This is a genomic window from Proteiniclasticum sp. (assembly GCF_032054185.1).
Classification (GTDB): domain Bacteria; phylum Bacillota; class Clostridia; order Clostridiales; family Clostridiaceae; genus Proteiniclasticum.
In genome coordinates, this window is record NZ_DAMBTF010000038.1 from 1 (window position 1) to 15,714 (window position 15,714).

General features: G+C 42.6%; 12 protein-coding genes. 8 read left to right on the forward strand and 4 right to left on the reverse strand.

Annotated elements, in window-relative coordinates; translation table 11 throughout:
• The first annotated feature begins 204 nt into the window (after positions 1–204).
• The 7 genes from RTX25_RS13750 (at position 205) to RTX25_RS13780 (ending at position 8,054) form a co-directional block, all read left to right on the forward strand.
• Positions 205–1,038, forward strand: coding sequence for a Ku protein (locus RTX25_RS13750; RefSeq protein ID WP_312654487.1), 834 nt, complete (start codon positions 205–207; stop codon positions 1,036–1,038).
• Between the two features lie 2 nt (positions 1,039–1,040).
• Positions 1,041–3,557 carry a DNA ligase D gene (gene ligD, locus RTX25_RS13755; RefSeq protein WP_312654488.1) on the forward strand — a complete coding sequence of 839 codons (2,517 nt, stop codon included), beginning with the start codon at positions 1,041–1,043 and terminating at the stop codon, positions 3,555–3,557.
• Between the two features lie 177 nt (positions 3,558–3,734).
• Complete coding sequence (locus RTX25_RS13760; RefSeq protein ID WP_312654489.1) at positions 3,735–4,376, forward strand: O-methyltransferase; 642 nt, start codon at positions 3,735–3,737, stop codon at positions 4,374–4,376.
• Entirely contained in the window at positions 4,369–5,589 is a 1,221-nt protein-coding gene (locus RTX25_RS13765) for a U32 family peptidase (RefSeq protein ID WP_312654490.1), read from the forward strand. The genes RTX25_RS13760 and RTX25_RS13765 overlap by 8 nt, the downstream gene beginning before the upstream one ends.
• A 2-nt stretch (positions 5,590–5,591) precedes the next feature.
• On the forward strand, positions 5,592–6,260 hold the full coding sequence (gene udk / locus RTX25_RS13770; RefSeq protein ID WP_312654491.1) for a uridine kinase: 669 nt from the start codon (positions 5,592–5,594) through the stop codon (positions 6,258–6,260).
• Positions 6,261–6,363: 103 nt separating this feature from the next.
• The gene (aroE, locus tag RTX25_RS13775) at positions 6,364–7,125 is read left to right on the forward strand and encodes a shikimate dehydrogenase (protein ID WP_312654492.1); all 762 of its coding nucleotides are present in this window, start codon (positions 6,364–6,366) and stop codon (positions 7,123–7,125) included.
• Positions 7,098–8,054 carry an ATPase, T2SS/T4P/T4SS family gene (locus RTX25_RS13780; RefSeq protein ID WP_312654493.1) on the forward strand — a complete coding sequence of 319 codons (957 nt, stop codon included), beginning with the start codon at positions 7,098–7,100 and terminating at the stop codon, positions 8,052–8,054. Before aroE ends, RTX25_RS13780 begins: the two co-directional genes overlap by 28 nt.
• A gap of 45 nt (positions 8,055–8,099) precedes the next feature.
• Here RTX25_RS13780 and RTX25_RS13785 read toward each other — a convergent pair whose 3' ends face one another.
• The 4 genes from RTX25_RS13785 to RTX25_RS13800 form a co-directional block, all read right to left on the reverse strand.
• Positions 8,100–9,308: an FprA family A-type flavoprotein gene (locus RTX25_RS13785; protein WP_312654494.1), complete on the reverse strand. Its 1,209-nt coding sequence runs from the start codon at positions 9,306–9,308 to the stop codon at positions 8,100–8,102.
• Positions 9,309–9,546: 238 nt separating this feature from the next.
• Complete coding sequence (locus RTX25_RS13790) at positions 9,547–11,301, reverse strand: NADH-dependent [FeFe] hydrogenase, group A6 (protein WP_312654495.1); 1,755 nt, start codon at positions 11,299–11,301, stop codon at positions 9,547–9,549.
• A gap of 9 nt (positions 11,302–11,310) precedes the next feature.
• On the reverse strand, positions 11,311–13,173 hold the full coding sequence (locus RTX25_RS13795) for an NADH-quinone oxidoreductase subunit NuoF (RefSeq protein WP_312654496.1): 1,863 nt from the start codon (positions 13,171–13,173) through the stop codon (positions 11,311–11,313).
• Positions 13,174–13,178: 5 nt separating this feature from the next.
• A complete protein-coding gene (locus RTX25_RS13800; protein ID WP_312654497.1) occupies positions 13,179–13,682 on the reverse strand; it encodes an NAD(P)H-dependent oxidoreductase subunit E in 504 nt (167 codons plus the stop codon).
• 328 nt (positions 13,683–14,010) lie between these two features.
• Between RTX25_RS13800 and RTX25_RS13805 the strand changes: the two genes are divergently transcribed.
• A complete protein-coding gene (locus tag RTX25_RS13805) occupies positions 14,011–15,609 on the forward strand; it encodes an ATP-binding cassette domain-containing protein (protein WP_312654498.1) in 1,599 nt (532 codons plus the stop codon).
• The last annotated feature ends 105 nt before the right edge of the window (positions 15,610–15,714 follow it).

A 15,714-nucleotide genomic window follows, 5' to 3' on the forward strand; every position in this document is an offset into this window, starting at 1 on the left:
TTATCTGCAAGGTTTTTCAATGAAAAAAGGTTTGATTAACTGTCAAAGTCGGGAATCAAGGGGAGCAAAATGAACAGAATTAAACTTATGAACAAAGATTTTGAAGTCGGTCTGAATTGTAAAAAAGGCTTCAAATTCTGTCCAAAACCTTATGCTATAATATCGATAATTTAGAACATGATCATAGAAGAAAGAGGTGAGCGTATGCGTTCGATATGGAAAGGTGCGATTTCTTTTGGCCTCGTGAACATCCCTGTCAGTCTTTACTCTGCGGAAGAGAGCAATGATCTTAAATTCAGCCTTATCGACAAGAGGGATGAAAGCAAGATCAAATATCAGCGAGTGAATGAGTCGACGGGTAAAGAAGTGACCTGGGATAACATCGTAAAAGCGTATGAATTTGATGACGGAGATTATGTTGTGATGACTGATGAAGATTTTGAAAAAGCGGATGTTGAAGCTACTAAGACAGTGGATATAGAAACATTCATCCAAAGGGATGAACTCAGTCTCATGTATCTAGAGAAACCCTACTATATCGCGCCTACAAAAGGGGGAGAAAAGCCTTATGTCCTCCTAAGGGAAGCATTGGAAAAAACGGAAAAAATCGCCATTGCAAGAGTAGTGATCAGAACACGGGCATACCTTGCGGCAATATACAGTCTGGAAAATGTGCTGGTCCTGAATCTGATACGCTTTCATGACGACTTAAAGTCCGTAGAAGAGCTTAAGGTGCCTAAGTCCGTAAAGATATCCGATAAAGAAATGGAACTGGCAGAGAGCCTTATAGAGGGTATGACGGCAGAGTGGAATCCGGAAGAGTACAAAGACGAGTATAAGGATGCAGTGATGAAGAGAATCGAAGCCAAGTCCAAAAAGAAGGGCAAGGCTCTGGATGATGAAGAACAGGAAGAAGAAAAAGCATCTTCAAGCAAGGTCGTCGACATCATGGATCTGCTTAAGAAATCGGTGGAAGCAAAGAAGGCCGGTAATAAGGAAGATGTGAAGGAAACAAGTAAAAAGAAAGCGAGTAAATAATCATGGCAAAAAAACTGGAAGATTATAACAGGAAGAGAAACTTCTCTAAAACTTCTGAGCCTCAAGGGAAAGAAGAGCACACTGAAAATCGCCTCAGATTTGTCGTTCAGAAACATGCAGCATCCAGACTGCATTTTGATTTTAGAATTGAGTGGGATGGAGTGCTCCTCAGCTGGGCTGTACCTAAGGGACCATCCGATAATCCGAAGGATAAAAGGCTTGCTGTGGCTGTTGAAGACCACCCCCTGGAGTATAGAAATTTCGAAGGAAATATTCCTGAAGGCGAGTATGGCGGAGGAACGGTAATGCTTTTCGATGAAGGTTTCTGGGAATCACAGGAAGATATGGAAAAAGGTCTGAAAGAAGGTTCTGTAAAAATGATTCTTTATGGAGAGCGCCTCGTAGGTAAATGGGCGCTGGTCCGCATGAAACCTAAAGAAGGTGAGGAAGATAAGAACTGGCTGCTGATCAAGGAAAAAGATGAACATATAAATGAAAAGGACACGCTCGTTCAGTTTGGAACCAGCATCCGCACAGGCAGAACCATGGATGAGATCAGAGAAGATAAAGAGAATGATTCAGAACCGGATTCAGTCTCTGATACGGCTCTACCATTTACAAAAGCTCCAGTTCAGCTTGCGAAACTGGAAAAGGAAGTCCCAGCAGGTGATGACTGGGTGTTTGAACTGAAATATGACGGTTACAGGATCATCTCATATATCGAGAACGGTAAGGTCCGTCTTATGACCAGAAACGGACAGGATTATACCGGTAAGTTTTCAGAAATTGCAAAGAAACTTGAGCAGTTAGGTGAAAACATGGTTCTGGATGGTGAAATCGTGATCTTTGATGAAAATGGAAAAACTGATTTCCAGAAACTTCAGAACTACCTTGATGGTAAAAATGGTCATACATTGACCTATGTTGTTTTCGATCTTCTTGCTTACAAAGGAGAAGACTACAGAGAGCATAAGCTCATTGAAAGAAAGGAAAAACTCCACGAAATTATTGTGGACCAGGATAAACGTCTCCATTACAGTAGTCATACCAGCGGAAATGGTAAGGATATTCTTCTTGCTGCATGTAACGCAGGTATGGAAGGGATAATCTGCAAGAAAGCGGATTCTCTCTATCATGGGTCAAGAAATGGAGACTGGGTAAAGGTGAAATGCGAAATGAGACAGGAATTTGTCATCGGCGGGTATACGCTGACCAGCAAAAAAAGATCGGGTGTAAGTGCACTTCTTCTGGGGTATTATGAGGGCGAGGAACTGATCTATGCAGGTCGTGCAGGTACAGGTTTCACGCAGAAGATCATGAAGGATCTTGCTCAGAAATTTGAGCCCGTTATCCGAAAAACATCTCCATTTGAGAATCCGCCTGATGCTCGAAAAGACGAAGAGATTTTCTGGATGTCGCCTAAGCTAATCGCTGAAATCAGATTTCAGGAATGGACAGATGAAAAACTGCTCAGACAGGCAAGTTTCAAGGGTTTAAGAAAGGATAAAAATCCGAAAGATGTTGTGCTGGAAGAACCGCAGATGATCAAAAACGTTGATGAAGCTGAAGATAAACTTGAAGAAATCAGACCTGAAAAAGAAACCGGAGATAAAGAATCAGTAACAGAAGCTGATAAGGAAAAGAAAAACCGAAAAAGCATAATGATAGATAAGATCAGACTGACAAGTCCTGACAAAGACATGTATGATGGTCTGGGCGTCACAAAGGAAGATGTGGCAAAATACTATATTATGGTTGCAGAGAGAATGCTTCCTTATACACAGGATAGAATTCTAAGTTTCCTGAGATGTCCAGAAGGAACCGAAGGAGAATGCTTCTATCAGAAACATGCAGACAAAATCGGTAAGGGCATGAAGAAAATAGAAGTCAGAGAAAAAAGCGGAGATAAAGAAGATTATATCTATATCAGTGACATTCAGGGAATTATTTCTGCTGTACAGATGGGTATACTGGAGTTCCACGCCTGGGGCAGCAGAGTCGAAGATATGGAGAAGCCCGATATGATGGTGTTTGATCTTGATCCGGCAGAAGGTATGGACATCAGCAAGGTGAGAGAAGGGGTCAGAGATATGAAGACAATCCTTGATGAACTGTCCTTGACTTCATTTCTGAAAACCAGCGGAGGTAAAGGCTATCATGTTGTGGTTCCCCTTAATGCTTCTGTCGACTGGGAGACTGTAAGAGCTTTTGCCAAGCTGTGCGCTCAGGCTATGGAAGAAAGATGGCCGGACAAATACACGAGCAACATGCGCAAGGAAAAGAGAAAAGGTAAGATTTTCATCGACTGGGTAAGAAACGGAAGGAGTGCAACTTCTGTTACAGCATATTCCCTAAGAGCAAGAAAAGATGCTCCCGTATCCATGCCCATATCGTGGGAGGAACTGGATAAGGTGCTTCCTGCAGGCATTACGATAAAAGATGCAGAAGCCAGAATGAAAGCGGAAGATCCATGGAAAGACTTTTATGAATCCAGACAGGGATTGAAAGGATCTCCATGACAGATAAGGTTCCTGAATTTATATAAAGACTGGCAGAATGATGGAATTCCTGAATCATCAATTTCGGGAATTCTTTTTCTTTTGAATCCGCTTTGTTTGATAATGCCTGTCAAATCATATATAATAGGATAGGAATTTTAGGACCCTTATGGGTCAAATAGATGTAGAGGTAGATAAATGGATGGAATAGTAAATCCGAAAGTGACGGATTATATACAGAAACTGGGTGGCTTTCCGGAACTTCAGGCAATGGAAGACTATGCAAGAGCCAACTATATACCGATCGTGCTGAAGGATGCCGCAAGGCTTCTTGCCTTTCAGGTGGCACAGACAAAGCCTGAAAGGATACTTGAACTTGGAACCGCTATCGGTTATTCTGCGATTCTCATGGCATTATATTCTGAAGCGGGTATCGTCACAATAGAAAGAGAAGAGGATATGAAAACTCAGGCTGAAGAGAATATCCGATTCTATCATCTGGAGAAGCGAATTAAGGTTGTGCTTTCAGACTGCGTAGCCTATCTTAAGAATACTGAAGAAAGCTTTGATTTTATATTTATGGATGCTGGAAAATCCCACTATCGAGAATATTTTGATCTTTCGCTCCCTATACTCAGAAAAGGCGGTATGATTCTTTGTGACAATGTGCTGTATAAGGGTCTTGTGGTTAATGAGACGGCAGAAAGAAAGCACAGAACAAATGTCGTAAAGCTTCAGGAATTTCTGGCGTACATACATAGCCGGGATGATCTTATGGTCTCACTGCTTTCGGTTGGGGACGGAATGTTATTAATCAGGAGGAAAGACACGAATGAATAAACCGGAATTACTCGCACCAGCGGGGAATCTCAATAAACTTAAAACAGCAATTGATTATGGCGCTGATGCAGTATTTATGGGAGGAGCCAGACTTAACCTCAGGGCTTTCTCGGATAATTTTACAAATGATGAAATGGTGGAAGGACTGAAATATGCGCATGACAGAGGACGAAAGGTCTATGTGACCATAAATGTCTTCCCTCATGAGAGTGATATGAAAGGTCTTGATGGATACCTTCTTGAGCTTGAGAAGCTTGGTGTGGATGCACTTATTGTGTCGGACCCGGGAATCATCATGACGGCAAAAGAAGTGGTTCCGGAAATGGAACTTCATCTGTCCACTCAGGCGAATAATGTCAACTCCCGATCTGCAATTTTCTGGCATAAAATGGGTGTGAAGCGGATCATCCTTGCAAGAGAGCTCTCACTGAAGGAAATCAGAGAAATTCACGGGAATATCCCTGAAGATCTTGAACTTGAAGCATTTGTCCACGGATCAATGTGTATGGCGTACTCGGGAAGATGCCTTCTGTCCAATTACATGACGGGAAGAGATGCCAATCGTGGTGCATGTGCACAGCCATGCAGGTACAAATATCATCTTGTTGAAGAGAAACGTCCTGGAGAATACATGGAGATCAATGAAGATGAACGTGGTACCTATATCATGAACTCCAAGGATCTCTGCATGATTGAACATATTCCGGATCTTATACAGTCCGGTCTGCAGTCTCTTAAGATAGAAGGCCGAATGAAGTCGGAGTTTTATGTCGCTGCCATCGTAAAGGCATACCGAGAAGCCATCGACCGCTATTTTGAAAATCCAAAGACTTATGCATATGACGAAAAATGGATGGACATCCTCAGTATGGTCAGCCACAGGGAATATTTTACCGGTTTCTATTACGGAAGAGGGAACTCTGAAGTTTATGGTTCCAGCACTTATGTCAGAACCCATGAACTTATTGCCATCGTCAAGGAAGAGCTTGAAGACGGCAGATATCTAATCGGTCAGAAAAACAGAGTTTATCCCGGTGACATATTGAAGATAATGAGACCTAGTGGTGATATAATAGAAACAGAAATCACAGCATTTATGGATGATGAGGGAAATGAAATCGAAGTTGCAAATAAAGCGGCTATGGATTTCACCGCAGTATCTTCAGTAAGACTTTATCCCAATGATATACTGATTAAAGAGAAGGAAGATTGATTATGAGAAAGCCTTTACTTATTGGAATAACAGGTGGAACAGGATCGGGAAAGAGTACAGTGGCCAAGGCCATTTACCGCAACTTCAAAAAGGAAAGCATCTGCATCATCATGCAGGATTCATACTATAAAGATCAGAGCGATATGACCTTTGAAGAACGGACAAAAACCAATTACGATCATCCTCACGCATTTGATACACCACTTCTCATTGAGCATCTGGAAACCCTGGTAAGGGGCGAAGCCATCGATATGCCGATCTACGATTTTACCATCCACAACAGAAAAAAAGAAACCGTGCGTGAAGAATCAAAAGACATCATCATTGTTGAGGGAATTCTGATTCTGGAAGATGAACGTCTGAGAAATCTGTTTGATATCAAGATCTATGTGGATACCGATGCGGATATCCGTATTCTCAGAAGACTGACTCGCGACATCAGAGATCGTGGAAGAACACTTGAATCGGTAATCGACCAGTATCTTGGTGTAGTAAGACCAATGCACCTTCAGTTCATCGAACCGACAAAAAGATATGCGGATCTCATCGTACCTGAAGGCGGGAAAAATCGCGTAGCGATAGATATACTGGTTTCTACCGTCAAACAGAGTCTGGCGGACAAGCCGCTTGAAGAAGCAGAGAAGCCCGATGTCACGGAAATCCTCAAGTAAAATTAATAGAACGTTAACAGGGGAGCAATGCTCCCTTTGTTTATTATGCTGAATAATATCGCATAATAAGATAAGACCTCAAAGAGGAAAGGAGACTGAAAACATGAGAAGAACCGGACTTCTTGGAAGAAGAATATCTTATTCAAAATCCCCTGAGATACATGAAAGACTGTATCAGAACAAAAGAATGGAAATCAGTTATGAACTGTTCGATCTGCCTCGAGAAGAGATCAGATCTTTTATAGATTTACTGACAAGCAGGGGAATCATCGGCTTTAACGTGACGATTCCTTATAAAGAAGAGATCATCAGTTATATTCATGAGCTTGATTCCACAGCATTGGAATGCGGTGCAGTCAATACAGTGGTGATCAAAAATGGATGGAGAATCGGATATAACACCGATGTATATGGTTTTATGCAGTCACTGACAGATAACCGCGTTTCGGTAAAAGGAAAGGATGTCCTCATTCTAGGGAGCGGAGGCGCTGCAAAGGCGGTGTATACTGCTCTGAAGAAACTTGATGCCAGAATCCATATGTCATTCAGGTCTGAAGCGAGAAAAAAAGAATTTCCTGAAACACTCAGTATCACACCACTGGATGAAGTATATGATATTTCACCTTACGCACTGGTGATAAACTGCACTAAACTAGGCAACGTTGATAATGATGAAATGCCTATAGATATCAGAAGTTACAGTTCTGAAAATATCCTTTATGACCTGAATTATGAGCCCATGCATTCCGCTTTCTTAAGATATGGAACCAGCCTTGGACTTCAGGTGATCAATGGAGAGAGTATGCTGCTCAATCAGGCGATGAAGAGTCAGGAATTATGGATAGATGCATTAAATCTGTTTTAGAAGAATCCAGAAGGCTTGGTGCTTCGGATATCGTCCTGAAAGAAGATCAGAAAGTCATGTTCAGAATTCATGGTGAACTGTATGAAAGCGGATTCATTACGAGCAGGAGTGAACTGGAGAAATTCACCTCATTTCTTAAACCGGCTGAATATGTCCATGAATACCTCGGCAGTGCTCAGGGGATAGATGTCTCCTTCGAATATCTTGGGAGATACCGTGTAAACTGTTTTTCATCCATGGGCATGCGTTGTGCGGTTATCCGGGTCATCAGTGACAGGATAAAATCTCTTGCGGAACTTGGACTGCCTGAAGATCTGTCCGACCGTGTCATCAGGAAGAGGGGACTGTCCCTCATCGTGGGAAGAACGGGAGCGGGAAAATCGACCACCATGGCAGCAGTCACCGACGGAATACTGAAAAAGGAAAAAGCGCATATCATTACACTTGAAGATCCCGTAGAATATAAGTACTCACCCCATGTAGGGGTAGTGACACAAAGAGAGCTGGGGAAAGACTTTTCGGGCTTTGATCAGGGTATTCAGGATGCACTGAGACAGAGTCCTGATTATATCGTCATAGGAGAAATCAGGACACTCAATTCGCTTAAGGCAGCAGTGACTGCCGCAGAAGCCGGTCATGGTATAATCGGAACCATTCATTCCCTCGGTGCAGCACGTACCCTCACAAGAATGCTTTCAATGTTCAGTGAGCAGGAGAAGGAGTTCGTTCGTTATCAGCTGTCATCCAATCTTAATTTCATCCTGTCCCAGAAACTGGATTTCAGAGATAATAAAGCGCATCTTGATTATGAACTGATGATCAATGTCAATGCCATCGAAAACACGATTAGAGAGGGAAGGTTCAACCAGATCGATAATCTGATTCTCCTTGGAGAGATGCAAGGCATGAAGAGATTTAATACAAGATGAGAAATGAAAATGAGCCGGATTTTTCCGGCTCATTGTTAAGTTATTCTATTTTTTCAGCACTGATGCTGCAATGGCATCAGCAAGTTCATCAAGCATATTTTCCTGGTTGTCTTTCAGCCTTGATTTCATGTCGAATGTATTGCCGATGATTTCCATATTTTTCATGGAAGCGAATCTCTCGGTCATCAGTTTGTTTGCAGCGCTTGCCCAGCTGTGATTTCCGATGATGGAAACTTTACGGTTCTTGACTCCAAGGGCGATCATTTCATGAAGAAGATTGTCCATCGGATAATAGAGTCCCATGTTGTATGTCGGTGCTGCGGCTACCAGATGGCTGTATTTCCATATGTCGGAAATGATGTATGAAGGATGAGTTTTTGAGACATCATAAACTCTGATATCCTGAACTCCACGGTCTGCAAGCTTATTTGCGAGTGCATCAGCTGTATTAGCCGTATTGCCGTACATTGTACCGTAGAATATGACAACGCCTTCTTTTTCCGCCTCGTATCTGGACCATTTGTCATAAAGATCCAGAATGAGTTTAAGATCTTTTCTGAAAATAGGACCATGAAGTGAACAGATCATTTTGATATCATATGAACCGATCTTTTTGAATACAGACTGAACCTGTGCGCCGAACTTACCGACGATATTTGCATAGTATCTTCTGGCTTCTTCCAGATAAAGACCCTTATAATCCACTTCATCATCAAATATATTTCCAGTCAGTGCACCGAATGTTCCAAATGCATCTGCAGAGAAAAGAATACCAGTTGTGGTTTCGAAGTTCATCATGACTTCAGGCCAATGGACCATTGGAGCACAGATGAATTTCAGATTATGCTTTCCAAGACTGAGTTCATCGCCTTCACCTACAAGCATCTGGTTCTTTGTGATATCCATATTATAAAACTGTCCAAATAGCTGGAATGACTTGTTATTTCCAACTACCTTTACGTTGGGATATCTTCTGATGATATTTTCGATGTTTCCGCAATGATCAGGCTCCATATGATTGATGATGAGATAGTCGAGTTCTCTTCCCTGCATCAGATGTTCAATATTCTCAAGATACTGATCAGTGATCGCATCATCGACTGTATCAACTATAGCTGTCTTTTCATCCAGGATAAGATATGAGTTATATGAAACCCCATTAGTAAGCGGGAATAAGTTCTCGAACAGTTCCAGCCTCCTGTCATTTCCTCCTATCCAATAAATCTGGGGGGATATTTCTCGTACACTATACACTTTTCATGCCTCCTAATTTCTATTTATATAAGTAGTGTCTCATAACGAACATAATTTTCACTTAAAATGTTCCATAAATATCATAACGCATCGTGACAGATATCTCAATACATTGCAGAAAATTAATTGCGTACAATCAATTATTGTGGATATCAGGTGTAGATGTCCGGTAAAAAGTGAGGCACTTCGTCTGAGTGAAGTGCCTCATGGTTCTATTGAAAGGATTCATAGATGTAACCTAGATCATCTTCTTGCCGGTATAGGAGGTATGAAGAAGTTCATGGGCTTTATCACCGTAGGGCTCACCAAGATATTCTCTATACAGCTTCATGACCATTTCATTTTCATGGGATTTTCTTCTTGCTTTACCTGCATCTTCTCGGTATATGGCTTCCTGTCTTTTCCGGATGATGTCCATATTTCCATGATGGTAGGGCTGCCCACCACCACCTATACAGCCTCCGGGACAGGCCATAATTTCAATGGCATGAAAGTCCAGTTCACCGCTTCTGATTCCTTCAAGCATTTTTCTTGCATTACCAAGACCATGAGCGATACCGATCTTGAGATCCATGTCGTTGATTCGGACACTGGCCGAACGGATTCCCTCAAGCCCTCTAAGCTGTTTGAAGTCTACATCTTCGAGTTCTTCGTGGGTCAACCACTCATAAGCGGTACGTACTGCAGCTTCAATGACACCTCCAGTTGACCCGAATATCACGGAAGCGCCTGTGCTTTCGCCGAGAATCTGATCAAATTCGCTATCGGGAAGGGTTTTAAAATCAATGCCTGCTTCCTTAAGCATATATCCAAGCTCTCTTGTGGTGATTACCCAGTCCACATCATGAAGTTCTCCGATCCTGAGTTCTTCTCTCTGAACTTCGGCTTTCTTGGCGATACAGGGCATTACAGAAACAACCAGAATGTCTTCTGGGGCAATATTCATTTTCTCTGCATAGTAAGTTTTTATGATGGTTCCCATCATGATCTGCGGGGACTTGCATGTGGATGGAATATCGAGCATATCAGGAAACTGATACTCGAAAAATCTCACCCATGCAGGGCAGCAGCTGGTCAGAATGGGTAGCTTTCCACCATGCTGAATTCTATGGATCAGCTCTGATGCTTCTTCGATGATGGTCAGATCCGCTGCCCAGTCTGTGTCGAAAGCACCGTTGAAGCCCATACGGCGAAATACGCTGGCAAGCTGACCTGTAGTAATCGAACCTGGTTCCATATCGAACATTTCTCCAATGGCTACTCTTACGGCTGGAGCTACCTGAACCACAACGTGTTTGTCGTGTCTTAGAAGTGCAGACCAGACTTTGTGCATGTTATTGATCTCGGAAAGCGAACCGGTAGGACAGACCGCAACACACTGTCCGCAGAACGTGCAGGAGGTATCTGCCATATCAAGATTGAAGGCAGGACCGACGAATGTGTCGAATCCCCTTGAGTTAGCTGAAAGGATACCGCAGGTCTGAACTTCGTTACACATGGTTTCACAGCGTCTGCACATGATGCATTTATCGGGGTCCTTCACCAGGGCGAATGAACTTTTATCCAGTGGACGACTCATCTTCTCTCCGGTAAACGGAATGTCGTATATACCCAGTTTCTTTGCCAGAGCCTGAAGGTCACACTGAAGATTCTTTCTGCATGTCAGGCATTCCATAGGATGATTGGAAATGAGAAGCTCCAGATTCATTCTACGTGCCGAAACGGCTTTAAGGGAGTCTGTAACAATGTCCATTCCTTCAGTCACATATTCGGAGCAGGAAGGAGACAGAGCCTGCCTGCCGACAACTTCTACCATGCATACACGGCAGGATGCTGTACGGTTGACCATTCCGAATCCTTCGAGATTGAGATGACAGAGTGTCGGGATATCCGCATTGACAAGTTTCGCAGCCTCATGTATCGTCGTTCCTTTATCCACAACGAGATCCTGACCGTTGATTCGAACATTCACTTTTTCTTTTATCTCATTCATTCTTTTCACCTAAGCCTTTTTAATCGCATTGAACTTGCAGGCATCAAAGCAGGCACCACAGGAAATACAGATATTGAGATCGATGAAGTGGACCTGTTTGGGATGACCGGCGATACATCCTACCGGACATACTCTTCTGCATGCGGTGCACCCCACACAGTTTTCAGGAATGATGCTGTAGCGGAAGAGTCCTTTGCAGACTCCTGTGGGGCATTTCTTCTCTTCTACATGCATGCGGTACTCTTCTTCAAAGTATTTCATGGTGCTTAATACCGGGTTGGGCGCCGTCTGTCCAAGTCCGCAAAGAGCGGAATATCGGATGTTGCTGCCCAGGGAATCCAGCTGATCGAGTACGTTCTCGCCAGCTTTTCCGGTAGTGATGCCATCGAGAAGTTCATAAAGACGTTTGGTTCCGATTCGGCAAGGCGTGCACTTACCGCAGGACTCGTCCATGGTGAACTTGAGATAGAATTTTGCGATATCCACCATGCAGTTATCTTCATCCATAACGATCATACCGCCAGATCCCATCATTGTGCCCAATGCCCTCAGAGATTCATATTCGATTGGCGTGTCCAGATACTCTCCTGAGATCACACCTCCGGAAGGACCACCTGTCTGTACAGCCTTGAACTTCTTATTCCCGCTGATTCCCCCTCCGATATCATAAATAATCTCTCTGAGTGTAGTACCCATAGGCACTTCAACCAGACCAACATTTTTGACTTTACCGACAAGTGCGAATACCTTTGTTCCTTTTGAACGTCCAACACCGATATTTGAGAACCACTCTGCACCTTTACTGAAAATTTCCGGAATGTTTGCCAGGGTTTCGACGTTGTTTACTGTAGTAGGCTTACCGTGATAGCCTTCTTCGGATGGATAAGGCGGTTTCTTAGTTGGCTCCCCACGCTTTCCTTCAACAGAATGAATGAGTGCAGTCTCCTCACCACAGACGAATGCACCGGCACCAAGCCGGATTTCAACATCAAAATTAAAACCGCTTCCGAAAATATCTTTACCGAGAAAACCGTATTCCCGTGCCTGCAGGATGGCATTATTGAGCCTTTCGATTGCCAGAGGATATTCAGCTCGTATATAGACGATTCCATGATTTGCTCCGGTTGCGTATCCTCCGATGATCATTCCTTCAAGTACACTGTGAGGATCACCTTCAAGAACAGATCTGTCCATGTATGCGCCAGGATCGCCTTCATCGGCATTGCAGATCATATATTTTTCAGGATTTTTCTGATCATAGGTCGCCTGCCACTTAATACCGGTAGGAAAACCGCCACCGCCTCGTCCTCTCAGACCACTCTGTTTCAGGGTATCGATGACCTCTTGAGGCGTATCGGTCATCAGAATATCGGAAAGGGCTTCATAGCCGTCAAAAGCGATATATTGTCTGATGTCTTCCGGGTCCAGATTACCGCAGTTTCTAAGGGCGATTCTGAACTGTCTTTTTTTCGCGCCAGGCGGGTCAGTATGGTTGAAACTCATCTGGACAACTTTGTCTTTGACGATCTCATGTTTGACGACATGTTCCAGAATGATCCTGCGTGCAGATTCAGGGTCTACATAACCGTAATAGACAGGTGCATGACCTGGTACATTGACCTGCACTGTAGGCTCGCAGTAGCAGGAACCGACACAGCCGACCTTGATGAGATCTACATAATCGATGTTCAATTCAGTTATTGTCTTTTCAAGGATGTCATAAATTTCTTTGCCGCCTGCCGCAATCCCGCACGTGGCAAGGCCTACCATTAGTTCGGTGCGCCTGCTCTTTCCGCCTCCGGTCAGACGCAGAAGTCTGATGTCCTTATATTGATTCTTTATTCTTATCAGCTCTTCCTTACTTCTAATCATCTCACTCACACACCTTTATAGGTAATAAGAACTGTTTTCACATTCTCATCGTTCATATGCCCGTAAACCTTATCGTCCACCATTATGGCAGGTGCGAGTCCGCAGGCGCCGATACATCGGATTTCTTTCAAGGTGAATTGATCATCTTTCGTAGTTTCATCGACCTTTACTTTGAGTTCTTTCATCAGAGCATCTCTGACCTGTTCAGCACCCTTGACGAAGCATGCGGTACCCATACAGATACTTACTGTATGATCACCACGCTTAGTCTGTGTAAAGTAGGAATAGAAGGAGACGACACCATAAACATTCGCTGCAGGTATATTGATCCTTCGGGCAATATAGAGCTGTAGTTCAGGGGGGAGATATCCGAACAGGTGCTGAGCACGGTGCAGGATATGAATCAGCATACCTTCTTTGTCTTCCATGCTGTCGATGTATGCATCAAGCTTGGACAATCTATCTTTAGACAAGGCATCATCTTCTAAAAGATTAAAGTCGGTTTCCATTGATACACCTCCAAATTCGAATGAGAAAGGATTTGTTAATTCAGTTTTAACAGTAAGAATATTTATTGTCAATAATATGTCAGATAATTGCAAAAATGAAGGAATTATGACTTTTATTTATTGAATTTCCATTAAAATAGCCTAGTGAATATAATCTGAGGGTGCTGAATTCATGCTTTTAACACATGTATGACATCAATATGATTCTGTTTCAGTTAAATTTCACATTTATTTGTAAAGGTGTTGAAAAGAGTTCATTTATATTGAGATTCATGGTATAATCATAATTTGTGTGAAAGAATTAAGATAATATGGAGTGAATAATAAAATGTTAAATGTAAGTAATGTAAGTCTTCGTTTTGGAGGGAGAAAACTCTTCGACGATGTCAATATTAAGTTCACGTCAGGTAACTGCTATGGCGTTATCGGTGCGAATGGAGCGGGTAAATCAACATTTCTCAAGATTCTATCTGGTGAAATAGAACCGAATACTGGCGATGTGTTTCTAGGAAAGGATATGAGAATGTCTGTGCTTAAGCAGGATCATTTTCAGTTTGATAACGACAAAGTTATCGATACCGTTATCCGTGGAAATGAAAGACTTTATGAGATTATGAAAGAAAAGGATGAAATCTACAGCAAGGAAGATTTCACCGATGAAGACGGAATCAAAGCATCTGTTCTGGAAGGCGAGTTTGCTGACCTTAACGGATGGGAAGCAGAGTCAGAAGCGGCTTCACTGCTTCTTGGACTGGGTCTTGGTACAGACAGACATGAAAAGATCCTGAGCGAACTTGAAAGTGGAGATAAGGTGAAAGTTCTTCTTGCGCAGGCATTATTCGGTAAGCCTGAAGTGCTTATACTTGATGAGCCTACAAATGACCTTGATCTGCCTTCAATTACCTGGCTTGAAAATTATCTGGCAGACTTTGAAGGAACCGTCATCGTTGTATCCCATGACAGACATTTCCTGAATATGATCTGTACACACATCTGTGACGTGGACTTCGGTAAAATCAGAATCTACATGGGAAATTATGACTTCTGGTATGAATCCAGTCAGCTGATGACACAGCTGATGAAAGATTCAAACAAGAAGAAGGAAGAAAAAATCAGAGACCTTCAGAATTTTATCACCAGATTCTCCGCTAATGCCTCAAAGTCCAAGCAGGCGACTTCAAGGAAGAAACTGCTGGATAAGATTTCACTTGACGACATCGCGGTATCCAACAGAAGGTATCCTTTTGTCGGGTTCAAGCCTGAGAGAGAAGTCGGAAATGATATTCTTATTGTGGAGAATCTCACAAAGTCCATTGATGGAGTAAAGGTGCTGGATAATGTATCATTTATCGTAGGCAGAGATGACAAGATCGCGTTTACTGGAAATGATATCTCGGTGAGTACTTTATTTAAAATACTTGCAGGTGAGATTGAAGCTGATTCCGGCTGTTTCCGCTACGGTGTAACCATCACTAAGGGGTACTTCCCAAGAGACAACGGTTCTTACTTCAATGAAGTCAATCTGAATCTTGTTGACTGGATGAGACAGTATTCAGAAGAAAAGAGTGAAACCTATCTCCGTGGATTCCTTGGAAGAATGCTCTTCTCGGGCGAAGAAGCTTTGAAAGAAGCGAATGTCCTATCCGGTGGTGAAAGAGTAAGATGTATGCTTTCAAAGCTCATGCTTTCTACTGCAAATCTTCTTATTGTAGATCAGCCTACAAACCATCTGGACCTGGAGTCCATTACAGCTGTCAATAATGGTCTTATCGATTTCAAGGGTGTACTGCTGTTCTCATGTCACGATCATCAGTTCAATCAGACGGTGGCTAATCGTGTAATTGAAGTTACACCAGAGAGTTTCTACGATAAGCTTTGCAGCTTTGATGAATATCTGGAAAACAAAGAAGAGAAAATCGCATCATAAACATCAGGACTCAGATACATTGTATCTGAGTCTTTTCTGTAATAGAAGATATATGGCCGATTGTATAATTAATTGCAACAAACAAAAAAAGATTGAACCATAAGA